The organism is Vagococcus entomophilus, from assembly GCF_003987595.1.
In the GTDB taxonomy this organism is placed as follows: Bacteria; Bacillota; Bacilli; order Lactobacillales; family Vagococcaceae; genus Vagococcus_E; species Vagococcus_E entomophilus.
This window is the reverse complement of sequence record NZ_NGJZ01000005.1, coordinates 1-23580: the sequence shown is the minus strand read 5'-3', so window position 1 is coordinate 23580 and position 23580 is coordinate 1. Positions and strand designations below refer to the sequence as shown.

The 23580-nt window shown below is 36.5% G+C and carries 27 protein-coding genes, 2 tRNA genes, 1 rRNA gene and 1 other annotated feature; of the genes, 2 read left to right on the top strand and 28 right to left on the bottom strand.

Annotation, left to right across the window (positions count from 1 at the left end; translation table 11 throughout):
* Positions 1–19: 19 nt before the first annotated feature.
* The 4 genes from CBF30_RS11335 to CBF30_RS11320 form a co-directional block, all read right to left on the bottom strand.
* Positions 20–1216 (bottom strand): FtsW/RodA/SpoVE family cell cycle protein, encoded by a 1197-nt coding sequence (locus tag CBF30_RS11335; RefSeq protein ID WP_126826879.1) that lies wholly within the window; start codon positions 1214–1216, stop codon positions 20–22.
* Positions 1217–1255: 39 nt separating this feature from the next.
* Positions 1256–1540: an Fpa/YlaN family protein gene (locus CBF30_RS11330; RefSeq protein WP_126826877.1), complete on the bottom strand. Its 285-nt coding sequence runs from the start codon at positions 1538–1540 to the stop codon at positions 1256–1258.
* Between the two features lie 325 nt (positions 1541–1865).
* On the bottom strand, positions 1866–2852 hold the full coding sequence (dapF, locus tag CBF30_RS11325; protein ID WP_126826875.1) for a diaminopimelate epimerase: 987 nt from the start codon (positions 2850–2852) through the stop codon (positions 1866–1868).
* A gap of 103 nt (positions 2853–2955) precedes the next feature.
* Positions 2956–3564, bottom strand: coding sequence for a superoxide dismutase (locus CBF30_RS11320; protein ID WP_126826873.1), 609 nt, complete (start codon positions 3562–3564; stop codon positions 2956–2958).
* Positions 3565–3715: 151 nt separating this feature from the next.
* Between CBF30_RS11320 and CBF30_RS11315 the strand changes: the two genes are divergently transcribed.
* Both CBF30_RS11315 and CBF30_RS11310 read left to right on the top strand, forming a co-directional pair.
* Entirely contained in the window at positions 3716–4510 is a 795-nt protein-coding gene (locus CBF30_RS11315; RefSeq protein ID WP_126826872.1) for a DUF1189 family protein, read from the top strand.
* 78 nt (positions 4511–4588) lie between these two features.
* Positions 4589–5548 carry a phosphoglycerate dehydrogenase gene (locus tag CBF30_RS11310; protein WP_126826869.1) on the top strand — a complete coding sequence of 320 codons (960 nt, stop codon included), beginning with the start codon at positions 4589–4591 and terminating at the stop codon, positions 5546–5548.
* A 51-nt stretch (positions 5549–5599) separates the two neighbouring features.
* On the opposite strand, the gene CBF30_RS11305 is transcribed toward CBF30_RS11310, so the two are convergent.
* From CBF30_RS11305 to rrf, 24 genes are all read right to left on the bottom strand, one after another.
* Positions 5600–5902, bottom strand: coding sequence for a HesB/YadR/YfhF family protein (locus CBF30_RS11305; protein WP_126826867.1), 303 nt, complete (start codon positions 5900–5902; stop codon positions 5600–5602).
* Between the two features lie 75 nt (positions 5903–5977).
* Positions 5978–6646, bottom strand: coding sequence for a potassium channel family protein (locus CBF30_RS11300; protein WP_126826865.1), 669 nt, complete (start codon positions 6644–6646; stop codon positions 5978–5980).
* 26 nt (positions 6647–6672) lie between these two features.
* A complete protein-coding gene (locus CBF30_RS11295) occupies positions 6673–7305 on the bottom strand; it encodes a response regulator transcription factor (RefSeq protein WP_126826863.1) in 633 nt (210 codons plus the stop codon).
* Positions 7302–8375 (bottom strand): sensor histidine kinase, encoded by a 1074-nt coding sequence (locus tag CBF30_RS11290; protein ID WP_126826861.1) that lies wholly within the window; start codon positions 8373–8375, stop codon positions 7302–7304. The genes CBF30_RS11295 and CBF30_RS11290 overlap by 4 nt, the downstream gene beginning before the upstream one ends.
* Positions 8372–9106 (bottom strand): cell wall-active antibiotics response protein LiaF, encoded by a 735-nt coding sequence (gene liaF, locus CBF30_RS11285; protein ID WP_126826858.1) that lies wholly within the window; start codon positions 9104–9106, stop codon positions 8372–8374. Before liaF ends, CBF30_RS11290 begins: the two co-directional genes overlap by 4 nt.
* Before the next feature lie 158 nt (positions 9107–9264).
* Positions 9265–9738 (bottom strand): transcription elongation factor GreA, encoded by a 474-nt coding sequence (greA, locus tag CBF30_RS11280; protein ID WP_126826855.1) that lies wholly within the window; start codon positions 9736–9738, stop codon positions 9265–9267.
* Between the two features lie 130 nt (positions 9739–9868).
* On the bottom strand, positions 9869–10984 hold the full coding sequence (gene mltG, locus CBF30_RS11275) for an endolytic transglycosylase MltG (protein ID WP_126826852.1): 1116 nt from the start codon (positions 10982–10984) through the stop codon (positions 9869–9871).
* A gap of 391 nt (positions 10985–11375) precedes the next feature.
* Positions 11376–12206 carry an amino acid ABC transporter substrate-binding protein gene (locus CBF30_RS11265; RefSeq protein WP_126826846.1) on the bottom strand — a complete coding sequence of 277 codons (831 nt, stop codon included), beginning with the start codon at positions 12204–12206 and terminating at the stop codon, positions 11376–11378.
* A 9-nt stretch (positions 12207–12215) separates the two neighbouring features.
* Positions 12216–12851, bottom strand: a complete 636-nt coding sequence (locus CBF30_RS11260) for an amino acid ABC transporter ATP-binding protein (protein ID WP_126826843.1) — start codon at positions 12849–12851, stop codon at positions 12216–12218.
* A gap of 14 nt (positions 12852–12865) precedes the next feature.
* On the bottom strand, positions 12866–13510 hold the full coding sequence (locus tag CBF30_RS11255) for an amino acid ABC transporter permease (protein ID WP_126826838.1): 645 nt from the start codon (positions 13508–13510) through the stop codon (positions 12866–12868).
* Positions 13511–13539: 29 nt separating this feature from the next.
* Positions 13540–13851: a phosphoribosyl-ATP diphosphatase gene (gene hisE, locus CBF30_RS11250; protein ID WP_126826835.1), complete on the bottom strand. Its 312-nt coding sequence runs from the start codon at positions 13849–13851 to the stop codon at positions 13540–13542.
* A complete protein-coding gene (gene hisI / locus CBF30_RS11245) occupies positions 13848–14186 on the bottom strand; it encodes a phosphoribosyl-AMP cyclohydrolase (RefSeq protein WP_126826832.1) in 339 nt (112 codons plus the stop codon). Before hisI ends, hisE begins: the two co-directional genes overlap by 4 nt.
* On the bottom strand, positions 14183–14938 hold the full coding sequence (hisF, locus tag CBF30_RS11240; protein ID WP_126826829.1) for an imidazole glycerol phosphate synthase subunit HisF: 756 nt from the start codon (positions 14936–14938) through the stop codon (positions 14183–14185). The genes hisI and hisF overlap by 4 nt, the downstream gene beginning before the upstream one ends.
* On the bottom strand, positions 14938–15651 hold the full coding sequence (gene hisA / locus CBF30_RS11235) for a 1-(5-phosphoribosyl)-5-[(5-phosphoribosylamino)methylideneamino]imidazole-4-carboxamide isomerase (protein WP_126826826.1): 714 nt from the start codon (positions 15649–15651) through the stop codon (positions 14938–14940). Before hisA ends, hisF begins: the two co-directional genes overlap by 1 nt.
* Positions 15629–16255 (bottom strand): imidazole glycerol phosphate synthase subunit HisH, encoded by a 627-nt coding sequence (hisH, locus tag CBF30_RS11230; protein WP_126826823.1) that lies wholly within the window; start codon positions 16253–16255, stop codon positions 15629–15631. The genes hisA and hisH overlap by 23 nt, the downstream gene beginning before the upstream one ends.
* Positions 16252–16839, bottom strand: a complete 588-nt coding sequence (hisB, locus tag CBF30_RS11225) for an imidazoleglycerol-phosphate dehydratase HisB (protein WP_126826820.1) — start codon at positions 16837–16839, stop codon at positions 16252–16254. The genes hisH and hisB overlap by 4 nt, the downstream gene beginning before the upstream one ends.
* On the bottom strand, positions 16839–18131 hold the full coding sequence (gene hisD / locus CBF30_RS11220; protein ID WP_126826817.1) for a histidinol dehydrogenase: 1293 nt from the start codon (positions 18129–18131) through the stop codon (positions 16839–16841). The genes hisB and hisD overlap by 1 nt, the downstream gene beginning before the upstream one ends.
* Entirely contained in the window at positions 18128–18769 is a 642-nt protein-coding gene (gene hisG, locus CBF30_RS11215; protein WP_126826814.1) for an ATP phosphoribosyltransferase, read from the bottom strand. The genes hisD and hisG overlap by 4 nt, the downstream gene beginning before the upstream one ends.
* 5 nt (positions 18770–18774) lie before the next feature.
* Complete coding sequence (gene hisZ / locus CBF30_RS11210; RefSeq protein ID WP_126826811.1) at positions 18775–19956, bottom strand: ATP phosphoribosyltransferase regulatory subunit; 1182 nt, start codon at positions 19954–19956, stop codon at positions 18775–18777.
* Positions 19957–20010: 54 nt separating this feature from the next.
* Positions 20011–20262, bottom strand: a binding site (T-box leader).
* A 73-nt stretch (positions 20263–20335) separates the two neighbouring features.
* Positions 20336–21667: a C1 family peptidase gene (locus tag CBF30_RS11205; RefSeq protein WP_126826808.1), complete on the bottom strand. Its 1332-nt coding sequence runs from the start codon at positions 21665–21667 to the stop codon at positions 20336–20338.
* Positions 21668–21771: 104 nt separating this feature from the next.
* On the bottom strand, positions 21772–22773 hold the full coding sequence (locus CBF30_RS11200; protein WP_170169016.1) for an acyltransferase family protein: 1002 nt from the start codon (positions 22771–22773) through the stop codon (positions 21772–21774).
* A 394-nt stretch (positions 22774–23167) separates the two neighbouring features.
* Positions 23168–23240, bottom strand: a tRNA-Thr gene (locus CBF30_RS11195).
* Between the two features lie 131 nt (positions 23241–23371).
* A tRNA-Asn gene (locus tag CBF30_RS11190) sits at positions 23372–23445 on the bottom strand.
* Positions 23446–23455: 10 nt separating this feature from the next.
* Positions 23456–23571 (bottom strand): 5S ribosomal RNA (gene rrf / locus CBF30_RS11185).
* Positions 23572–23580 lie beyond the last annotated feature (9 nt).

Sequence of the window (23580 nt, the reverse complement as noted above, 5' to 3'; positions counted from 1 at the left end):
TACCTTTATCAACGTTTTGCTAGACGTGTTTTTGATACCTGTACCCTAACTGCTCTTTTTTTCTTTTTTCATCTGCGCTAATATTTAACACCAATCCAATGGCAATTGAAAGCATCAATAAGCTTGAACCACCTTGGCTTATGAATGGAAAAGTTACACCTGTCAAAGGAATAATTCCGCTAATTCCACCAATATTAATAAAGGTTTGAATCAAAAACATTCCTCCAATTCCAATACACATCATTGAATTGAATGGGCTTTTTGAGCGCACCCCGACTAAGACAATCCTTAAAATCAAGAATAACAGCAACCCTAGAATGAATAGAGAAACAATTAAGCCCAACTCTTCCATCACAATCGAAAACATAAAATCAGTATGTGCTTCTGGTAAAAATCCTTTTTTTTGTATGCTGTTTCCCAGTCCGCGTCCGAACAATCCTCCATTATACAAAGCGTAGTAAGAATTCACCATTTGGTGACCAGAATCTTGTGCATCAATAAATGGATTCGCAAAAACTTTAAACCGATTGTATACATATTGGTAACTTTTTGGGAAGATTGCGCCTCCACTCCATACAATAATATGGATAACTAAGTAACTAACCACTGTCACTCCACCACCAATGATTAGTGTGTACATATAGTTTATCCCACTTGCGAAAACTACTACTGCCGCAATTAATGTTAAAATTGCGGCTCCCCCCGTATCCGGTTGGAGCAAAACAAGCCCAATCATCACGCCTACGATCAGCAAAGGTCTTAGAAAAATTTCGCGCCACTGACCCTTTCTAACTTTGGCAATGGAAGTCTGCCTTGCAGCCAATACTGAAGCTAAGTACCATATAATCATTACTTTTAAAAACTCAGCTGGTTGGATTTGCCCAATACCTGGTACAGACATCCACCCTCGTGCACCATTAACCGTCATTCCAAGTGGCGTGTAGCGAGTCAAAACTAGTAAGGTCCCAATAAAAGCCATGCCAACATTCACAAAATTCTTATGCGCAAACAACCTTGTCTTCATCTTATAGATAACAGTGATTATCAACAGCCCTGCTGCAAAAAATATGGATTGATTGATGGCGTATTTTGCTGGATTTTCTTTGTTGATTAATAACTGATAGGAACTAGCACTATACACCATCACAATTCCTATTAAACACATCACAATATATGGAATCAAAATACTATAATCTAAATAAAATCTTTTTTTCATCGTCTTTTCTTGGCAAAGCCAAAATTCCTCCTTGCCGAGTTAAATTTCTTTTTGTTCTTCGTAAACTTCTGTATAGACATTATTAAGCTCTTTTTCTAGCTCACCTAAGATTCGATGGCCTTCCTCATTTGTCATAATGTCTAGTTTCACTGCAAACTCAACTTGCTTTGAAAATCCATACATTTGTGTATCGACAACTTCTTCAAATGCTTTACATTGAGCAATACAGAGATGATTTTTTTGATTGCTGATTAACTTTTTTATTTTATCAGCATCTTGATATAAAAATTTGATTGCATCTTCTTTAGAAATGTCACTTGCCATGTTTTGAACCTCCTGTCTTAATTTCTTTATTATAGCACAAATCTTCGAATTTATTCTATGTTAAAAACGAAAGAAAACGTAAAATCACACGCTCAATTTTAGCCTTTTACTCTCATTTCTCACTGATTAAAAAAAACAATAAAAGCTTGGGACATAACTTTTTAGTTATGTCCCAAGCTCATATTATCCGGATAAATGAAGAAAAAACAATAAAATTCTTCGTAAAAACCTACTTTATGCAAGAATCTAAAGCAAAAAACACGTAAATTTTCACTTGTCTTTCGAAGCTAAATACGTCTGTTCCAAACTATTTGCTCCCAATTGTTTACTGCTTTATTCCTTGTTCCTTTAAAAAATTATCATATGCTTGTTGCTCGTTGGTTTCTTCAATTACTAATTGATCAAACTCCTGTCCTAAAAGCTGAGACAATTGTCCTTGAATCTTATAAGTAATTGTTGCATTCCCAATCAATTCCATCCAATAATTTCCTTCTGGATCTTGGTGTACTACAGTTTTTACTAACCCACCTGGATTTTTAACCGTAATAGGTTCAAAAAATTCACCGTCATTTAATAATACATGCATCAGGCTACTGGCACACATTGCTGTTCCACAAGCATTCGTAAATCCAACCCCACGCTCATATGTTTTTACAAATAACTCATCTGGTGCAAGAACTTCAACAAAACTAACATTAACTCCGTCTGGAAACCATGGATTTGCTTCATTGACCATTTTTGCAATTCTTTCTTGCTCTGGTCCGACTAAAGTTGCATGATCCACAAACGCAATCAAATGTGGATTTGGAACCGCTACTACTGAAAAGTTAAGTTCTTTTGACAGTTCTGGAATCTGACTATCAATAATCGTTTGTTTGCCAAGAATATCCATTGGAATCGCCTCGGCGTCAAAACTAACAGGTGAAATTTCAACTTGGTATGTTGCAACCTCTTTATGTAAATCTTTGGAGTGTCTAACTTTTAAATCTGCATGCATTGTTTCGACAAAAAAATCAGATTGATTATTTTTTTCAGCTAAGTAGCGTGCGACTGTTCGTAACCCATTCCCACACATACTTGCCTCGCTACCATCGTTATTAATCACTCTCATTTTTGCCACAGCTTCAACATGTGTTGGTTCTTGAATCAATAATATTCCATCTGCCCCCGATAATAACCCATTATCCCGACTACAAACTTTTTCACTAAGTGCCCGCACTTCGTCGGAGGTTAGTGACCGCGGACAAAGCGTTTCATCTAAAATAAAAAAATCATTTTCAGATCCATGTACCTTTGTTAAACTGAGTTCCATTAAGAAAACACTCCCTAACTATGATATCTTTATCTTACCATAAATCACTGTGAGATTTGTAATTTTAAAAAAAAGAATTAGGCATTCACCTAATTCTTTTTCTTTATTTAGCTGCGTCGAAACGTTTGCTTACTTCGTCCCAGTTAACAATATTCCAAAACGCTTTGATGTAGTCAGGACGCACATTGCTATATTTTTTATAATAAGCATGTTCCCATACATCTAAAGCTAAAACAGGCGTTTTTCCTTCTGAAAGGGGTGTATCTTGATTTGCAGTAGAGAGCACTTCCAGTTTGCCATTATTTACTACTAGCCAAGCCCAACCTGAACCAAAACGTCCAGTTGCAGCCGCTGTGAATTCTTCTTTAAATTTTTCAAAGCTACCAAAATCAGCATCAATTGCTGCTTTCACAGAGCCAGTGGGTTCGCCACCAGCATTTGGTGCAAGACTTTCCCAAAAGAATGAGTGATTGGCATGTCCGCCACCATTGTTTCGAACAGCTGTACGAATGTCCTCAGGTACACTTTGCAAATCTGCTACTAATTCTTCTACTGTTTTTTCTGAAAGCTCAGGATGTTTGTCAATTGCTGTGTTTAAATTTGTCACATACGTATTGTGATGTTTGTCATGGTGCAAGTGCATCGTTTCTACATCAATATACGGTTCTAACGCATCGTAAGCGTAAGGTAATTCTGGTAATTTATAAGTCATCAATGATTCCTCCTAGTATTTTTTCTACACTCTTAATGTATCACCAACTGTTAGTTTGTTCAAAAAATATGCTTGAATTTTGAAAAATTGTTTTTTTAGAGATTTGGCTTTACAATGTAGGTACTAAAATATTTTTCTAAAAGGAGTTCCTATGCATTTCTATCAATTTTTACATACCACTTTCAAAAATCCACGTAAACTTTTGCTGATCAAAAATAAGTCTGGATGGAAAGTTTTCTTGTATCTGATTTTTATAAGCTTTATTGCTTCTTTTCCATTACTTTTTCAATCTTATTCTGTTCTTCAAGAAGTGGCAAAAGATGGTGCCAGTATTGCCAAGAGTGTTCCCGAATTTTCCATTCAAAATGGGGTTTTGTCTTCAAAAGAGGATATGAAAAGTTTTATCTACCAAACAAACTCTATTATTTTTACTTTTGATCCTGAAGGAAAAAGAACAGATGAATCCGTGCAAAAAGATTTGATTGGAACCACACTTGGGATTGCCTTTTTGAAGGATCACCTTGTAATTGCTACAGCAACAGATCAAACACTTGGTGGGCTCTTGCCTAAAAATCCCTTTTCCATTCGTTATACCCACTCAGAACTCCAAACTATGAACGGACAACTGTTAAAAAATTTATTCACTTTCCCACAAAAATCTACTATGTTAAAAGGCTTTATATTTTTTGTTTGTCTCATTCCAACATTTCTTAGTTTGGCTTTTGAATTTTTTATTTTCACTTTATTTTTGACTTCTTTTTCTAAATTTCGTGGACTGAATTTTACCACAGGTGATACATTCAAACTTTTAGTCATCTGTTCTTTTTACCCTGCAGTATTATCAACGCTGCTCAACTTTTTAATTCCAAATTTTCCTGGATCAATCTTGCTCATGCTGATGACCCTATGGCTTTATTTTCTTAGTACAAAAAAAGTCTCTAGTTAAACTAGAGTCTTTTTTTGTTCTTTTTTTTATTTCTTTGATACACTACTATTAAATTCAACTTTTCAAGGAGGTTATATTATGAATCAACCTATTTTATATTGTCACCAAGAACTGACAGCAGCACAAATCGAAAAACTCCATGAACTAGCACCTGATTACAAAATCATTTTTGCTGCAGATCCACTCACTCATGATATGCTTGACAACATCGAAATCATGTATGGGTGGGATAAAAAAATTGGGACTCAACTACTAGATTCTTCCACAAGCCGTTTATTCTGGATTCAAGCGACCTCTGCGGGGGTCAATCATTTGAATCTTAAACAAATTCAGCAAAAAGGCGTCTTACTTTCAAATGGTAGTGGCATCCATAATATTCCGATTACAGAGTCTGTCATGGGAATGATTCTAGGTCATACTCGTGGCTTATATGCCTCAATTGCTGCTCAAGAAAACAAAGAGTGGAAAATTCCAGAAACACTCAGCGAACTCTCCGATAAAAAGATGCTCATTGTTGGGACAGGAAACATTGGCGCTCATTTGGCTAAAATAGCAAAAGCGTTTAATCTTACTGTTTTTGGTATCAATCGTAGTGGGCACCATGTAGACGATTTTGAAGCAATATTCCCGCAAAATGAAATCGACAAAATTTTAAATAGAATGGATATTGTCGTAAATTTACTTCCTTTGACAAAAGAAACCGAAAATTCCTATGATGAGGCTCGCTTTGAAAAAATGAAAGAGGGTGTCGTGTTTATTAACGTTGGCAGAGGTGAATCGGTTCACACTGCTGCTTTAGTTGCTGCTTTAAAGTCTGGTAAGATTGGTTTTGCTGGACTTGATGTATTAGATCAAGAACCACTTCCTGCTACTAGTGAGTTATGGGAAACTGAAAATTTACTGATTACCCCCCACATCTCAGGAATTGCGGAACATTTCAAGAAAAGGCTATTCTATATATTTGAAACCAATTTGAAGTCTATCTTAAATGTGCAAAAATTGTCAATGAACCAAGTTGATTTAGACCGTGGCTATTAAATGAAAAAATGTGGGACAACTCGTAATAGAATGTTGTCTCACATTTTTTATTTATACCTCTGTAGTTTGTTTAAATTGGTAGGCTGGTTCTTTTTTTTCTGTGTCATACGATACAAGTAAATCATACCCAGAAAAGAACCAATCATCTGCTTCATCGATATAATAAACTTGTTCCTCTATTTCGGCCTTTGCTATAGTCTGTTCCGGCACACTAACTTCTAACCCTACAGAAAAACCAGTATGGACTGAGGTCTTGCCACCATACTTACCAAAAAAACGAACACAATCCTGTTTTTCAAGATGCAGCTCTTTTACGAACCACTGATGTGCTTCCTCTGATACTACCAAGTTCATTCAATCGCCTTCCTTCATTTCCTACTGCATTTATCTTATCACAGTCACAATCATTGGAAAAAGAATGTGCTTACATTAGGTAGAACCAAGCTTATCATCCAGATTGCGCACACAGTCAGTTGACCCCACTACTAGCAAGCAGTCCTCTATTAGAACAATTTCGCTCGCACTGGGAGAAACAATCAACTCATTTTTACCACGTCTAATCGCAACAACTGTAACATTGAATTTTTGTCTAAAATTTAATGTTAATAGCGACTTTTGACAGAACTTTTTATTGGTTACTCGAATCTCTGCTAATGAAAATTCATCTGAAAGTTCTAAATAATCCAAAATATTTTTTGAGACTAAATGATGTGCGATTCTTTTCCCCATATCTCTTTCTGGATGGACTACTTTATCTGCACCAATTTTTTCCAGAACACGGGCATGATATTCATTTTGTGCTTTCGCTGTAATAAAGGGTACACCCAACTCTTTAGCCATTAACGTCACCAAAATACTCGCTTGAATATCTTCCCCAATCGCCACAATGACGTGGTCAAAGTTGCGAATACCCAGAGACTTCAAAGTCGCTTCATCTTGGGCATTTGCCATAACAGCATGCGTCGCAATATTCATGTATTCATTGACACGCTCTTCGCTTTTATCCATTACTAAAACTTCTTGTCCCGCCTCAATCAGCGTGCGACAAATACTCCCACCAAAACGCCCTAAACCGATAATCGCAAAATTTTTTTTCATGTTCTACTCCTCTACTTCTCAGCCAGTTATTCGACCAAATTATGTTTAAACGCATAGATTGCTGCTTGTGTTCGATCATCTACATCAAGTTTTGCTAAAATATTAGAAACATGTGTCTTAACCGTCTTTAATGTAATAAATAATTCATCGGCAATTTCCTGGTTGCTTTTTCCTTCTGAAATCAGCATCAAAATTTCGCGTTCACGATTGGTTAAATCTTCATGCAACATTGGTACTTTAGGTTTAGTTAAACGTTCCATCATTTTACCCGTTACTTCTGGTTCTAAAACACGTTCGCCGCGACAAGTCGCCCTAATCGCATCTGCTATCTCTTTGGCACTGGAAGTTTTAAGCAAATATCCGGCTGCCCCTGCTTCAATAGCAGGATACACCTTCTCATCATCAATAAAACTTGTCACAATAATAATTTTAGCTTCTGGCCATTCGGACAAAATGTTCTTAGTAGACTCTATCCCATCCATCACTTCCATTACTAAATCCATCAAGATAACATCTGGTTTCAGTGAAAGTGCCTTTTCATACCCAATTTGTCCATTTTCTGCTTCTGCTACTACTTGAATATCTTCTTGAATAGACAAATAAGAAGAAACTCCCAATCGTACCATTTCATGATCATCCACTAATAACACACGAATCATCCAACTTCACCCTTTGCTATCGGAATTTTAATTTCTATACTTGTTCCTTTATTTTTAAAACTAATTATTTTACAACTACCGCCCATGCCACTCACTCGCTCACAAATATTTTGCAGGCCATAACTGCCTAATTTTTTTTGATTCACATCAAAACCAACCCCATCATCCACTACTCTCAGTGAAACACTCTCAGTCGTCTGATTTAAAAACACATCCAGTGAACTGGCTTTAGCGTGCCTCAATGTATTTGAAAGCAATTCTTGAACGATACGAAACAGATGGTCTTCAATCCCCATAGGGAGTACTACATCATCAATTTCCCAAAATAAATCAATTTTAATCTTTGTCTTTAGCTCTACTAATAATTGTTCAATGCCTTTTTTCAAGCTTTTTCCTTCAAGATTAATTGGCCTTAGGTGAAGTAACAATGCTCTCATCTCTGATTGTGAGGTATTAATAATCCCTGAAACCATTTTTAACTGTTTGTATAAACTTGGAGAAATCTCTTGCTTATCCGCTTCTTCTGTTACTGCAGAAAGCATCATCGTCGCAGCAAATAGTTGTTGGCTTACTGAATCATGCAATTCTCTAGCTAAACGTTTCCTTTCTTCTTGTAAAATCATCTCTTTAGATTCGCCTTTGACAAGTTCTGGCTTGCTAGATAGCACCTGTAATTCTTGTGACATCGAAAGCATTTTTTGTTTGATTTTTTTTAAATCTTTTTCAATCTCAGGAATGTATTCATCATCCTCTGCATGAGGAATCTTTTTCTCAAATAAAGGAATATCATAATTTTCAGAAGATAAGATGCGAATGTTTTCTTCTAACCTACCATATTGTGTCCGACGAATAAAATACAATACAATATTAATAAAAAGACTTATCGAAAAGGCTAAGAAAAATAAATACGCACTGATTGGAATGTAGAAAATTTTCACTTGAACAAAGGCTACTAGCCAATTTTTCACTCCAACACCATGAAAAAATAAAATTCCAGAAAAAAAGAGCAACAATAACAACAATAAAAAAGTATATAGAAAAATAGTCAACCGTGACATCTTGGCAATCATGTGCGAATCACCTCGATATCCCCTAGCAATGTACTTGAAACAATTTTGATTCTACGGTCATTAGTATCATAATCCTCACTATATACGTTCATTGTTTCATTGAACAAAGAATATGTTTGACCTTCAAATGTTAATTTCCCGTTTAAAGAGGAACCAATCACAGAAATTGCTATCCCTTGTGGTACCAGAATTCTGGTTCTCCCAAAGCCTTTTCTCATCATAATGACATTATCTGTTTTAGGCAGTAGCGTATTTCCTAAGTCAATAATCGTATCTCCAGCAAAGATGAAAAAGTTTAGGTCATCCCATTCATATACGTGATCCCCTATGTGTTGATTGCCAAACCAATTGTGTTTCGCTCTTTTTCCTGATTTTTCACTAGGTTCTTCTGTTTGTATGATATGAATACCTTTTTTCATCCAAATATTTTGAGTTCCAAAAAGAGAACCAGAGAGCTCTGCCCCCTTTAACACAATAAACAATAGTGTAACAGTCAAAAATAACCACGTGGCAGGGATGCTAAACAAGCAAAATATCAGCAACAAAATACTCGATACAAAAATAAATTGATGAAACGCCCCTCTTCGTTTTTTCTTTTTTACTTCCATTGAGCTAATAAATCCGAGTACAACTGTACAAAATAGCACATTCGGTTCATGAAAGATCTGCCAAAGAAAAAGCAACAGCAAGGCTAGCTCTATAATCAGAAAAAGTTTCCAAGAATTTTTCATTTATATACTCCTCATATTGAATTCTTCACTAATTATACAATACTTTTCTTAAAAATGTGCAGAACCAGAGTCTGAATCTCCACTACATCTTAAGACTGAGTTTGTTGATAAAAAGAAAAAAGAGCGTAGAACGATTGCTCTACTCTCCTTTTTTAGTATTAAGATACTTGGGTGATTTTTACATTCATGTCGCCACCAGGTGTACTAATAATCACATTGTCACCCACACGTTTCCCAATCAAAGCTTTTGCAATTGGGGAGTCATTGGAAATTTTCCCAGAAAAAGGATCTGCCTCAGCACTCCCAACAATGATATATTCCTCTTCATCACCATCAGGTAGCTCTTGGAAAACAACTTTTTTCCCAAGTGAAACTTCATCTGAATCGACACCTTCATTGTCAATGATTTGTGCAAAACGAATCATTGTTTCAAGGGTTGTAATTCTACCTTCCACAAATGCTTGTTCATCTTTAGCAGACTCATATTCTGAGTTTTCAGATAGGTCTCCAAAACTGCGTGCAATCTTAATTCTCTCCACAATTTCTTTTCTTTTTTCAGTTTTTAATTGTTCTAATTCTTCTTCTAACTTTTGCTTACCTTCTATTGTCATTGGATATACTTTTTCTACCATGTTCGTTGCTCCTCAATTTATACAATTTTACTATAACGGATTCGCTTATAAGCAGATTCGTCATTTAATACTCAAAAGATTACCACGAGTAAGCAAAAAAGTAAATATTTAATTGACGTTTATTAGTTTTCTACTTCGTTTTATCATCAATATATTGTTTTTTCAATTTTAAATGCTCTTCATAAGTTTTCGCAAAATAAACTTTTCCAGTCGATGTGTCAGCCAAGAAATACAAATCTGATACATTGATATCTGGGTTTAACACAGCCATAATCGCATCTTCACTAGGATTATTGAAAGGACCTGGACCATATCCTTTGTTCAAATATAGATTATAAGGTGAGTCTACCTGTGTATCCTTATTAGAGAGAAATTCTTTATGCGTTCCTAATGCATACAAAACACTAATATCTGATTGAAGTGGCATCTCTTTGTCCATCCGATTGTAAAATACTTGTGCTATTTTTTGTCTATCTGCTGTGGTAACTCCCTCTTTTTCAACCAACGAGGCAAGTGTCAATGTTTGTTGGACTGATTTTTTTGATTGAGTAATTTTATCATAGTATTTTTCCATTACATTGTTAGAAGCTTTAATCATCTGCTCGATCAACGATTCTAAGCTATTTTTTTTGTAATAATTATAGGTTGCTGGGAATAAGTAACCTTCTAGCTTGTATCTTGTGTTATTTACCTCGGATGTACTTGTTAAAAGTTGAGGATATTTTTTCAACATTTTATTAAAAAACGTTTCATCCTTTAACAATGCCAGCACATCGTCTTTACTAAATTTCGTTTTCTTGCCAATCAAGGTTGCAATTTGTTCCAGTGAATAGCCTTCTGGAATTTGTATTTTTGCATCAGCCAAAGCTTCTGGATCAGCTGTTCCCCCTTCTTGGAGCAAGGCACTAATTTCAGATAGCGTCATACTCGGTGAAAACTGGTAGTAACCGGCTTTAAAATCCGACAAATTATTTTTCTTGATATAGTAGCTAAATACAAAACCACTCTTGATTACTTTTTTCTCCTCAAGAATACTGCCAATTCCTTTGCTCGTAGTCCCTGAGGGAATTTCGACTTGTATTAAAGATTTATTCTCTTTATTTAACGGTTCCAAACCGGCTTTAAAATAAAAATAAAAAGAAATTCCTGCCACTACGATACATAGTACCAATACAGATACCACGATTGTCACTATTTTTCTGACCATCTTGTCTTCTTTATTTTTCATTTTTACTTGTTTCTCCATGGACTCTTTTCTTTTATTTCTTGAAGGAGTAATGGACTCTTCCCCGCCTTCTTTTTCTTTAGTATGGTCTTTATCTACTTGTTCTTCATCTATATTTTTTTCTTGAAATTCTTCTTGATCTACGTTCAACGTTTTGGATTTTTGATTGTCCAAGTTTTGTATGTCTTCTTGATTGTCTTTTCTATTTTGAAATGGATCTTTGGAATTATCAGCCAAAGCAAAACCTCCTCACAACATTTACCGAATCATTACAACTCTTTTCATTATACATGAAAGATTGTTAAATGAAAATTACTTTTTACGGAATTGAACAATCAAAAATAAAAAAGCATCGCTTTAGAAATGAGAAGTGGCGCGGTCCTCTCACTCTAAATGGATGCTTTATGCTACTTTACTTTTGGGGAACAATTTTGTCTTCACCAAACCATTTTTCACTAATTTCTTTGGCTTTTCCGTTTTCGTAATTTGTTTTTAGCGCTTGATTTAGCGCCTTAACAAATGCCGAATCTCCTTTACGTACGCCAATCGCATAATTTTCAGTTGCAAAAGATGTCTTCATCGTTGCGTACTCTTTCTCAGATTTTTCATGAGAAATATAATACTCTGCAAATACGCGGTCAATTAATAGTCCATCAATTCTGCCCGACTTTAAATCTAAGAATGCTTCTGCATACGTGTCATAGAGTACAGGAGTTTGGTCTTTGATTTTATTTAACAGTTGTGCTGGTGAGTCATTTAATGCATCCGCACCACTTGAGCCTTGCTGGACCCCTAATACTTTATTTTTTAGCTGTTCAATTGTTGTGATGTTATTTTTTTTCAGGCTCACAACAATTTGGTCATTTTTTAAATATGGGTTTGTAAAAGATACTTTTTCTTTTCGGTCATTGGTCATGGTGTAGCCATTCCAGATCACATCGATCGACCCATTTTTCAGCTCGGTCTCCTTCATAGACCACTCAATTGCCTGAAACTTTACCTTTACTCCTAGCTCTTTAAAAACTGCTTTAGCCAAATCAATGTCAAACCCAACCAAATGGTTTTTATCATCACGGAACCCCATTGGGACAAAGGAGTCATCTACCCCGACCACAACTGTCCCCTTCTTTTTCAATTCTGCCCAGCCTAGAGTACTACTCTTACTACTGCTCTTCTTGCTGCACGCTCCTAACATTCCTATACAACAAATCATTACCAAAACAATCAATAATTTCTTTTTCATTTTTTCCTCCTACTTAATCGGTTCTACTTCGATTAGTTGATCTGCAATTTTCCTCGCAAACTCATGATCATGAGTGACGATAATTTGTGTAACGCCTTCTTTTTTTAAGTTCAAAATGGTTTCTGCGACACTATCACGCAAATCGGGATCAAGGGCACTTGTCGGTTCATCATAACAAAGTACCTTTGGCTCCATCAGTAGTGCTCGAGCGATTGCTACACGTTGCTTTTGTCCACCAGAAAGTTCGAAAGGATATTGAGCTTCTTTGCCTTCTAATGAAAGAGCCGTTAACAAGTCGATTGCTTCTTTTGTCAGCTGTTCTTTCTCCTTTTTTAATACCATTGTAGGTGCTAATAATAAATTTTCAATTACAGTCAGATGTGGGAAAAGATTGAAATCTTGAAAAACTACACCAATTAAATTTTCACCATTTTGGTGTTTGGTCGGATCTACCTGCTTTTGATCAATAAATATCTCTCCGTGATCCATTGTTTCTAATCCACTAATACAGCGAAGTAAAGTTGTTTTTCCTCCACCAGAAGGACCAACTATCGCTACTATTTCACTGTCTTCTAAACGAAGCGAAATATCTTTTAAAATCTTTTTGTCCCCAAACGACTTGCTCAAATTTTTTATTTCAATCATTGCTTTGTCCTCACTTACTTATAATAACTATATTTCCGTTCAATAAATTTCAAAATTATCGTGACAATTCCCGTTAGCACTAAGTAAATCAACGCCACTACTATAAGTGGAATAATACTCACTTCCCGTTGGAGCGCAATTTGTCCCGTTCGCATAATATCGCTCAAACCTACTGCATATACTAAAGAAGTATCTTTTACGAGGGTAATCACTTCGTTGCCAACAGATGGTAACACAATTTTAAGTACTTGAGGAATAATGATTTTTCGAATGGTTTGAAAGTTGGTTAAGCCTAGTACTTTCGCTCCCTCATATTGTCCATTTCCAATCGCTTCAATCCCGCCACGAAATATCTCTGCATAATAGGCCGTGTAATTTATCACAAAAGCCAGAATTGCAGCATCCAGTCGCTCAAAGCGTATCTCGCTAAATAACGGCAAACCATAAAATATGAAAAACATTTGTAACAGTAAGGGAGTCCCACGGATAATCCAAATATAGCCTCCAATAATTGCTTTTAACGGTTTGAAAGACAAAGTTGAACCCAATCCAACAAGAAGTCCCAATGGTAAAGAAAAAAGTAAGGTAATCCCAAATAATTTCAAAGTGATTCCAGATGCCTCGATTAGTGCTGGTAGAACTCTCCATGCTATGTCCATTTTTGTTTCTCCTTAATACTACCCTCTTTTTATAAATCGGTAATTTCTTTGCGATCTTTTGTTTTGCTGATTTTTCCTTCTCTTTTGCCCAATTCTTCTCGAATTTCTTCTAAAGCAATTTCTTTTTCTGCAAGTAACACTAATATATGATACGTAAGATCTGAAATTTCAGCAATCAACTCTGCCTTATCATTTTTTGCTGCAATTACTACTTCGGTAGCCTCTTCCCCAACTTTTTTTAAAATTTTGTCTAGTCCTTTATCAAACAAATAATTAGTATAAGATCCTTCTTTTGGTACTTGCTTTCTAGATTTTATTTCTTGATACAGTTCCTCAATCATTCTTTTTCCTCCTCATTTTTTTCTTCTATCAGATTAAAAAAACAACTCTTTGCTCCTGTATGGCAAGCTGGTCCTAATGGATGTACGGTAATTAAGAGCGTATCTCGATCACAATCTGTCATAATTTTTACTACTTTTTGAATATGTCCACTCGTCGCACCTTTATGCCATAAAGAATTTCTTGAGCGCGAATAAAACCATGCATCACCTGTTTCCAAAGTCTTCTGATAACTCTCTTCATTCATATAAGCAAGCATCAAAACCTCCTTACTCTGCTCCTCAATCAGTATCGCTGGAACTAAGCCTTTTGAAAAATCTACTTGGTTATTTGTCATGCTCTAACCCACACTCCTTTTTGCTTCAGTTGCTCTTTTACTTCTGGTATTGTCAAAGTTCCATAGTGGAAAATACTTGCAGCTAGGGCAGCCGTTGCTCTTGTTTTTACAAATACTTCTTCGATATCCTCAACCGAACCACAACCGCCAGAGGCAATAACAGGAACCCCTACCGCTTCGCTGACTATTTTCGTCAGTTCAATGTCATAACCATCTTTGGTGCCGTCCCCATCCATACTCGTCAGTAAAATTTCTCCTGCACCTAACTCTACCACTTTTTGCGCCCATTCGACCACGTCTAGACCGGTGTCTTTTCGTCCCCCATGCACAAAAACATGCCAAGAGCTTCCGATTTTTTTTGCATCAATGGCCACTACAATACATTGATTGCCAAATTTTTTGGCACCTTCTGAAATGAGTGTTGGCGTTGCAACTGCTTGAGAATTAAGCGCAATTTTATCCGCTCCTGCACTTAGCAGGTCTTTCATATCCGAAACACTGCGAATCCCCCCGCCAACTGTGAAAGGAATGAACACTTCTTTTGCCGTACGCTTTATTACATCTATCATGGTTTTTCGATTACTACTCGTTGCCGTAATATCTAAAAAAAACAGTTCATCTGCTCCTTGATCGCCATAGGCTTTAGCAACTGCAACAGGATCTCCCACGTCCGTTAGCTCAACAAAATTTACCCCCTTAACTACTCTACCGTCCGTCACATCTAAACAAGGAATAACTCGTTTAGCTAGCATTATACTTCGACCTCCTTCATCTGTTTGGCCGTGATATTTCCACTATAATAAGCTTTACCTACAATCGCTCCATAAAGATTTAATTTTTTTAATTCTAGTAAGTCTGCTAATTTGCTAACACCACCCGAAGCAATAATCTGCATCTTAACAGTCTGCTTCAAAGTACGGTAGTCTGCTAAGTTAGGCCCTGATAATGTCCCGTCTTTGGCGATATCTGTATAAATAATTGTTTGGACACCTATTTTTTGAACCTCTTTTGCAAATGTCAAAAAGTGGACTTGGCTCACTTCTTTCCAGCCTCTTGTCGCTACATATCCCTCTTTCGCATCAATTCCAACCGCAATTTTATCACCATATAGCTTAACTGCTTGCCTGACAAATTGCGGGTCCGTCAAAGCTTTAGAGCCGATAATCACTCGGTCAATCCCTGCGTTAACATATGCTTCGATCTGTTCAAATGAGTGAATTCCCCCACCAACTTCCATCTTTAGGGTCGTTGACTTTTTGATGTCTTTAATTACTTGGGCATTGACAGCTCGTCCCGCTAATGCACCATCTAAGTCTACAACGTGCAAATACTTTAGCCCTTTTCGTTCAAATTCCTTTGCTTGCACTACTGGGTTTTCATTAACAATTGTTTCTTTTGAAAAATCCCCTTGGTAAAGTCGGACACATTTGCCATCACGTAAATCAATTGCCGGTAAGATGTTCATCTTCTACGACCTCCTTAAACTTTTTCAAAAGCTCCAATCCAACTTCCCCGCTCTTCTCAGGGTGAAACTGAATACCAAAAACATGACCTGAAGAAATAATCGCTGGTATTTTTAATGAATATTGTGCCACAGCATCGATATACTCTGGTTCACAGTCTGCATAGTAGGAATGAACAAAGTACACAAATTGATCCTGTAAGCCTACAACTAGCTTGTTAGAACTTGTAATCGTTAACTGATTCCAACCGACATGTGGAACTGGAAAATTATTTTCTTTTGGCAAAGGTTCACAAATCCCTTCAATCAGTCCTAATCCTTCCGAAAAGCCATATTCCATGCTTCCTTCAAGCAAGAGTTGCATTCCCAAGCAAATGCCCAGTAATGGTTTACCTTTTTTTACTTCCTCTTTGATTAATAAATCTAGTTTGCGCTCTTTAAGTGCTTGCATAGCTTGTGGATAGGCTCCCACACCAGGTAGCACCAGTCCTTTGGCTGCTCTAATTTCATCTGGATCTGCTGAAACTTTACTTGAAAGTCCAACTGCTAAAAGTGCTCTTTGAACACTCTTAGTATTGCCAGTATCATAGTCAATAATTACAATCATAATAACGACCCCTTCGTAGAGTTCACGCCTTTGATTTCAGAATTATAGGATACAGCCTCTCGAAGCGCCCTCCCGGTTGCTTTAAATAGGGCTTCGATTTGGTGATGAGTATTTTTTCCGTATAAAATTTTCAAGTGTAAGTTCATTTTAACATTAAACGCTAATGCTTGGAAAAATTCTTCAGCAAGTTCTGTATCAAATAAACCAAGCTTTGGATTTGTAAATGTCGCATCAAATACTAAGTAAGACCGTCCACTTAAATCAACTACTGCCATGCCTAAGCTTTCATCCATTGGCACAAAACTAGTCCCATATCGATTGATGCCTGCTTTCTCACCCAACGCTTCCCTCAAGCATTCTCCAAGCACAATCCCCACATCCTCTACTGTATGATGAGCGTCTACATCAATGTCTCCATCTGCTGCTACCACAAGTGAAAAGCGTCCATGTCTTGCTAATAAGATAAGCATATGATCAAAAAATCCAATACCTGTTTCAACGGACACTGGTTCTTGTTGGTCTAAATTAATTTTTAAGGTAATGTTTGTTTCTGCTGTTTCTCTTGTCTTCTCTGCTTTTCTCATTACTTGTTATCCTCCTCAAAACGAACTTCTACCGCGCGTGCATGTGCTTCTAATCCTTCTTTTCTTGCTAAAATCTGAATAGCTTGGCGATCTTCTTCTAGCGCTTTTTTCGAATAGTAAGTGAACTGTGTTCGTTTAATAAAATCATATACCCCAAGTGGCGAATAAAAACGAGAAGTCCCACTCGTTGGGAGTACATGATTGGCACCAGCAATGTAATCTCCCACTGGTTCTGAGGCATAACTCCCTAGGAAGACGGAGCCAGCATTGGTTATTTTTGGTAAATAACTAAGTGGTTCTGGAAGTTGAATCTCTAAGTGTTCCGGTGCTAATGCATTCATCACGTTAAATGCCTCTTCAAGGTTTTTAACCACAATTAGCTTCCCAAAATCTGCCAAAGATTTTTCAGCAATTTTTTTTCTAGGTAAGGTAACGAGTTGTTTTTCTACCTCTTGCTCTACTTTTTTTGCTAGTTCAATCGAATCAGTCACTAAAAAGGTACGCGCACGTTCGTCATGCTCTGCCTGAGACAATAAATCTGCCGCTATAAAGACTGGGTTGGCAGAGTCATCCGCAATAACCCCGATTTCTGAGGGACCTGCTATCATATCAATTGCGACGTGTCCAAACACTAATTTTTTAGCCGATGCAACATAAATATTTCCTGGTCCGACGATTTTATCTACCTTGGGAACACAAGTCGTACCATAAGCTAGAGCTGCAATGGCCTGAGCGCCTCCTACTTGGTAAATTTCATCCACTCCTGCAATATTGGCCGCTGCTAAAATTACATCAGGAATTCCCGTCTCACTTGGAGGAGTTACCATCACGATTTTTTTGACACCCGCAATTTTAGCAGGCAAGACATTCATCAAGACGGAGGAGGGATAAGCAGCTGTTCCACCAGGGACGTACACGCCAACTGCCTCTAATGGCAATATTAACTGACCTCTAAGTACGCCTTCTCGACCACTATCGATGAACGCTTCTTGTTTTTGCTGTTCATGAAAAGATACAATATTCCGCTTGGCTTGCTTTAGCGCATCCATCACTTCTGTTTCCACTCTTTTTGTAGCAGCTTTGATCTCTTCCTTTGAGACTAAAAATGTGTCTCCTTTGAATTTGTCAAACTTTTCTGAATACTCTTTTAATGCTTCCTGACCGCGCGTTTCAATTTCCCATAAAATTTCTCTTACTTTGGTTTCATATTGCGCTTGTTCTCGCCCGCTTTCTTTTGCTTCACTTGCGAGTTGTTCCAGAATAATCCGAGTTTCATCTATCATCCACTTCATCTTTTCAGCCTCCTTTGTATCTCTACTTCTAACTGTTTAATTAGTGCCAAAATTGATGTTTTATTTCGCTTTAACGAAGCCTTGTTTACAATTAGGCGTCCCGATATTGGACAAATTTCTTCATAGATTTTTAACCCATTTTCGACTAATGTAGTCCCGGTTTCGACAATATCAACAATCGCATCTGCTAACCCTAAAACAGGAGCAATTTCAACAGAGCCTTCAATTTTAATCAGTTCAACATCTTCTCCTTTTGCCTGAAAATGTTGTGAGGCAATAGTCGGATATTTCGTTGCAATTATTTTTCGTTTGTAATCAGTTGGATCATAATCTATAGTGGAGGCGACGCAGAACCGACATTTGCCAATTTTTAAATCTAACATTTCATAGTAACCATATGGATGCTCTAACAAAACATCTTTCCCCACAACACCAATATCAGCTACGCCATGTTTGACATAGGTGACCACATCTGCAGCTTTTACCAGTAAAAAACGATATTTCCCATCTGGACTTAAAAAAATCAATTTTCTCTTCTTATCTGCCATAAAAGAACAATCAATTCCAGCAGCTGAAAACAATGTCAACGCTGATTGTTCCAAACGGCCTTTAGTTAAAGCAATCGTGATTGTTTTCATTTTCCTTACTCCTTTAACATAATTTGTTCGACCGTTTCGCTCTTCACAACTACTAAAGTATCATATTGCCATTTTTGAGCAAACTCCCGACTATTTTCAAGAGAGTCAAAAAGACTCAACTTACTGAAAGGAATCTTTTTTTGAAATTCTTCCGCTTTTTTCATTTGAGATTTGTCAAAATGGATCAACGTCTTCAACTTCTGCTCTTTATAAAAGATGCCCAATTTTTGTTTCAAATCGGCTAATGTATCTAAATTAAACGCGACACCCACAGCAGGTAGTGGATTGCTACCGAACTGTTCTAAGAGTGAGTTGTATCTTCCCCCACTTAAAAAGTAATCTGGTAATAAATCAGCAAATCCTCTAAAAATAATGCCCGAGTAATATTGAAAGCTTTGAACAAGTCCTAAATCTACTGTTAAGGAAAGCAAATCATCGTATTGTCTCGCATCATTGTTTAACGCTAGTAATTGGTCAAATGCTGCTAATATAATCGGATTGTCTACCTTTGATTTAGCCTGATCAATAATCGGTTCAACCTCACCAAAAAGTTTAGGCAATGCAATTAGAAATTCGTCTAACGAGCTTGGATGTTTGCGGACAAAGTTTCTCAAATCGGTAATACTTTTATTTAGAACAAACTGTTTGAACTCCGCCTCCTCTTTTTCTGATAGCTTTAGTTCTCGAACAATTTCTTGATAAATTTGAGCATGGCCCATTTCAATATGAAAATCTGTAATCTCCAATTTCTTTAAAACCGCTTTTGTACAAACGATACATTCCAGTTCTGCTTTCAAAGAATCAAAACCGATGATTTCGATTCCGGCTTGCGTTTGCTCATTTTGTTCCCCAGTCATCTCATCATTCGAGCGAAAAACTTTTCCACTATAAGACAAATGAACTGGTGGTACTATATGCGTAGTCGCAACCACTCTGCCAATTGGAAGGGTCATGTCAGGTCTTAGTGCTAACAAACGGTTCTTATGATCAAAAAAGCGGTACAAAGCTCGTTCATTCGCGTTTTGAATTTGAAACACCTCTTCAAATTCAAAACTAGGAGTCTCTACTCTTTGATACCCACGTGAAAAGAACACTTCACTCACTTCTTGTTCCATTTGAAAAATGCCTCTTGCTTGGTTAAATAGTTTGTCTTTCGTACCTGATGGTAGCGTTCTTTTCCAGTTCATTACGTCACATCCTTTAAATAATTTTGGATAAAAAAAATCCTCTTGGCAAAATGCCAAGAGGACGAGAATTTTATTCAACGTGGTTCCACCCCAATTTACTTTTGCTTCACAACAAAAGACTTAGATAGTCGTAACTATCAGCGATAACGGGCTTCCCGAAATATTTTAATAAGCTCTAAGTAATAGTAGCTGTTCAAACAAGTAACTCCTAGGTGTGTTCAATACATGACTTTTATCCTTTTTCAGCAACCAAGGACTCTCTTAAAAAAGTATCACTTATCTACTTGTCCTACTCAACGTGTTTCTCATTTTATTTTAATAAACTTTACCACGAAAAATGACATTCGTCAACTAATAATTAGTTTCATCAAAAAATAATTTATGCCAAAGCTCCCATTGGATCCCATGGTTCTAAAACAGTAACGTTTCCAGCTAAAGCTTGTTTAAGTTCATCCGTTAAGAATTCTTTGCGAACGACTATTTGATACGTATACTCATCCATCCATTCGTCACTCATGATAAAGTATCCTTTTGAACCAACTTTTTCTCCCCAGCTATTTTCTACTTTCCATTTTGTGGATTGTCCTTCAACCAAATCTACACCAGTCAGAACCATCGCATGTGTCATTAAACTTTCACCATAGTCTAGACGTTCCGCTTTTGTCATTTTAAAGTCCACATCAAACGTTTCATCTACACTATACATGTCAAGTGCCATAATGCCGTCCTTACGATTTGAATATTGACCGACATCACAACCAAACCATACAGACTCTCCAGCTTGCATCTGAGCAATAGCCAATTTCTTAAAGAGAGACATTTCAACATTTAAGTGACGTACTTCTTTGCCACCTACAACATTACCGAGCATTTCTACAGTATATAATTGATTGTAAGGTTTGTCTGCTGTTGGCGCATTGATAATACTAACATATTCGTTTAAGTCCACACCCACAAACTTATCGTAAAATGTTTGAGGCGTTAAATCTTTTTCTAAATGATAATTTTTGTCTTCATCACGATATTCAAAATCAAAAGTTGCTGGTGGTGTACCTAATGCCGTTGCCAAAATGGAATAAATTCCTTCTAACATTTTTTCTTTTTCTGTAGCAATCTCCGATTCTGAAGCATTTTCTGCAACTAGCTTACGCAAAACTACTGCATCTTTACGCAATTTTTTATTTAGGAAATTATTTAACTCACTAGATGCTGAACTACTTTGTGATTCTGGCATCACTGCTTTTGGCACAATTCCATATTTTTGGATAAGAGCCACTAGCATATCCCATTGACCCCCATCTTGTTGAGGAGTTGCAAGTAAAAATGCTACTTTACGACTTGTTAACGAATCTTTTGCCGTTTTTAAAATATTTTCATAAAAATAATTAGCTTTTTCAAACTTATCCCAAAAGAATGTATAATTTTGAGATAGCTCAAAATCTTTTAGGCGGAAGTTGTCGGCAATTCTGTGGCGGAAAGTATTAAGTGCAGCAAACATCCAGCACCGTCCGCTTTGTTTTTGGTTCGCCACTTTTCCAGTGTCTAAATCCACAGAAAAAACAGGAGTGTTGTCAACATAAGCTTGTTGATTTTCAGAAGATGCTAAAATCCCATTTTTAACTACAGCACGTTGCACTGCAACGTGCTTGTTATCTTCACTAAAATTTTTATCAAATTTTTGAATTATTTTTTTTCCAATCTCTTTTGTCATGTGTATTGTTCATTCCTTTCTATCTACACCATATATCTTACACGATACACTAAAATATGCAACTCACAGCACAAAACTTGTCAAAATTTTTTTTATTTATTTACTTATCGATAAGCTTTCCTTTTTATTCTAAACCACCTAAAAGCCCCCATATATTTTAAGACAGTTTCACTGGATAGAAAAGTAGTGAGTAGAAAGCTAAAAAAAAGAATACCTGAAAACATTTCCCCAGTCATTGGAAATTCTTGAATGTCAAAAGTACGGAATGTTTTGATGAAAAAGCCATGTAATAGATACGCATATAGTGTATTTCTACCCCATTTGGTAAAGAAATAGTGCTTCTGAGGCACAAAAGTAAAAAAAGCAGTAACGGTTACAAAACTTACTACGTAAACAAGCAATCTGACTATTGCACCGTATTCAGGATTTTCTAAAAAATGTGTGTACGGCTGAGAACCAAATAACCAATATTTATTCAACCAATCATTCTCCCAAATAAAGCCCAATCCTACTAATAGGAATAGAGACACACTGGCGAATTTAGGGATCTTTTCCTTTATCCACGAAAAATGATTTCGTTTTAAATAGTAGCCCGTCAAATAAAAAGGAAAAAAAACTAACGTGCGAGAGATACTCATAAAACTATCGATCCCTCCTATATAGCCACTTATCAACCCCAACACGAGAGCAAAAAGCACCCCCGCAAATGGTGGAAACTTTGAAAAAACGAGTAGTAAGACATTCCAAAAAAATAAACTGAGTAAAAACCATAATGACCATTCTGGATACATTAATTGCAAAGAAAAATTAGTTTTTTCTTGTATCAAAAAATAGAACAAACTATAAGCAAGTTGGAAAAAAAGATAGAGCTTCAATAAGTTATTCACTTTATCCTTAAAATAACCAACTCGATAAAATTTTTTCGAAAAATAACCAGCTATCAGAACAAAAGCAGGCATATGGAAAGTATAGACAAAGAAATAGAGGGTTTCAACCACTTCATTATCCGAACCAAAAGGCTGGATAAAATGTGTGAAAATAACTAAAAAAATCAAAATAAACTTTGCATTATCAAAATACGGATCCCGTTGGATATTTTGTTTCAAAGACATCCTCCCCTTACTTGTAACCACCATTATAACGGATATTTATTGTAACAATGAGTTCAAATTGAGAAAAGATCATTAAATTTAGATGTCGTTTAATAAGAATATTACAAATATCTCGTAACCCATTAAATTGAACTAGCTCATTTTAGCTAAACAGGCCTCAACTCACACGAATGACTACCAGTGTCTAATTTGGTCACAAGGACTCAAAAGATTATACAAACGCTATACACATAAATGAAACAATCGCAAAAAATAATAAAACCTCAAAAATTTATTTATGATATTTTATGTTCATCTGTTTTTTTATTCTTTCGTAAAATTCTTGTCCAAAAAACAAAAAAAGCGTTAATCGCTCTGATAAATCAAAACTTTAACACTTTTTATAATAAGCCACCTGCCGGGTTTGAACCGGCGACCCCCACCTTACCATGGTGGTGCTCTACCAGCTGAGCTAAGGCGGCAATTTATTGATACATTTATGATTATACCTATGGCATATACATATGTCAATATGTTATTTTACTCATTGTTATTTTAAACTATTTATAAAACAAAAAATGAATAAACCTTTCGATTTATCCATTTTTGCTAGCTCCGCCAGTAGGACTCGAACCTACGACATCATGATTAACAGTCATGCGCTACTACCAACTGAGCTATGGCGGAATGTTTCAAAGCGTGGCAACGTCCTACTCTCACAAAGGGAAACCCTTCACTACCATCGGCGCTAAGAAGCTTAACTTCTGTGTTCGACATGGGAACAGGTGTATCCTTCTCGCCATCGCCACCACACTTCGTGTC

Excerpts from the sequence above, each read along its gene's own strand:
- CBF30_RS11295 (WP_126826863.1), bottom strand. The coding sequence starts at position 7,305 with ATGATTCGTGTGTTATTAGTGGATGATCATGAAATGGTACGATTGGGA.
- hisH (WP_126826823.1), bottom strand. The coding sequence starts at position 16,255 with ATGATTGTAATTATTGACTATGATACTGGCAATACTAAGAGTGTTCAA.
- CBF30_RS11310 (WP_126826869.1), top strand. The coding sequence starts at position 4,589 with ATGAATCAACCTATTTTATATTGTCACCAAGAACTGACAGCAGCACAA.
- CBF30_RS11330 (WP_126826877.1), bottom strand. The coding sequence starts at position 1,540 with ATGGCAAGTGACATTTCTAAAGAAGATGCAATCAAATTTTTATATCAA.
- CBF30_RS11300 (WP_126826865.1), bottom strand. The coding sequence starts at position 6,646 with ATGAAAAAAAATTTTGCGATTATCGGTTTAGGGCGTTTTGGTGGGAGT.
- hisA (WP_126826826.1), bottom strand. The coding sequence starts at position 15,651 with ATGAACATCTTACCGGCAATTGATTTACGTGATGGCAAATGTGTCCGA.
- CBF30_RS11315 (WP_126826872.1), top strand. The coding sequence starts at position 3,716 with ATGCATTTCTATCAATTTTTACATACCACTTTCAAAAATCCACGTAAA.
- hisF (WP_126826829.1), bottom strand. The coding sequence starts at position 14,938 with ATGCTAGCTAAACGAGTTATTCCTTGTTTAGATGTGACGGACGGTAGA.
- hisI (WP_126826832.1), bottom strand. The coding sequence starts at position 14,186 with ATGACAAATAACCAAGTAGATTTTTCAAAAGGCTTAGTTCCAGCGATA.
- CBF30_RS11265 (WP_126826846.1), bottom strand. The coding sequence starts at position 12,206 with ATGAAAAAGAAATTATTGATTGTTTTGGTAATGATTTGTTGTATAGGA.
- CBF30_RS11335 (WP_126826879.1), bottom strand. The coding sequence starts at position 1,216 with ATGAAAAAAAGATTTTATTTAGATTATAGTATTTTGATTCCATATATT.
- greA (WP_126826855.1), bottom strand. The coding sequence starts at position 9,738 with ATGGTAGAAAAAGTATATCCAATGACAATAGAAGGTAAGCAAAAGTTA.
- hisD (WP_126826817.1), bottom strand. The coding sequence starts at position 18,131 with ATGAAGTGGATGATAGATGAAACTCGGATTATTCTGGAACAACTCGCA.
- CBF30_RS11205 (WP_126826808.1), bottom strand. The coding sequence starts at position 21,667 with ATGACAAAAGAGATTGGAAAAAAAATAATTCAAAAATTTGATAAAAAT.
- mltG (WP_126826852.1), bottom strand. The coding sequence starts at position 10,984 with ATGGAGAAACAAGTAAAAATGAAAAATAAAGAAGACAAGATGGTCAGA.
- hisE (WP_126826835.1), bottom strand. The coding sequence starts at position 13,851 with ATGATTGAGGAACTGTATCAAGAAATAAAATCTAGAAAGCAAGTACCA.
- CBF30_RS11290 (WP_126826861.1), bottom strand. The coding sequence starts at position 8,375 with ATGATTGCCAAGATGTCACGGTTGACTATTTTTCTATATACTTTTTTA.
- CBF30_RS11255 (WP_126826838.1), bottom strand. The coding sequence starts at position 13,510 with ATGGACATAGCATGGAGAGTTCTACCAGCACTAATCGAGGCATCTGGA.
- hisG (WP_126826814.1), bottom strand. The coding sequence starts at position 18,769 with ATGAAAACAATCACGATTGCTTTAACTAAAGGCCGTTTGGAACAATCA.
- liaF (WP_126826858.1), bottom strand. The coding sequence starts at position 9,106 with ATGAAAAATTCTTGGAAACTTTTTCTGATTATAGAGCTAGCCTTGCTG.
- CBF30_RS11320 (WP_126826873.1), bottom strand. The coding sequence starts at position 3,564 with ATGACTTATAAATTACCAGAATTACCTTACGCTTACGATGCGTTAGAA.
- hisB (WP_126826820.1), bottom strand. The coding sequence starts at position 16,839 with ATGAGAAAAGCAGAGAAGACAAGAGAAACAGCAGAAACAAACATTACC.
- hisZ (WP_126826811.1), bottom strand. The coding sequence starts at position 19,956 with ATGAACTGGAAAAGAACGCTACCATCAGGTACGAAAGACAAACTATTT.
- CBF30_RS11305 (WP_126826867.1), bottom strand. The coding sequence starts at position 5,902 with ATGAACTTGGTAGTATCAGAGGAAGCACATCAGTGGTTCGTAAAAGAG.
- dapF (WP_126826875.1), bottom strand. The coding sequence starts at position 2,852 with ATGGAACTCAGTTTAACAAAGGTACATGGATCTGAAAATGATTTTTTT.
- CBF30_RS11260 (WP_126826843.1), bottom strand. The coding sequence starts at position 12,851 with ATGATTGAAATAAAAAATTTGAGCAAGTCGTTTGGGGACAAAAAGATT.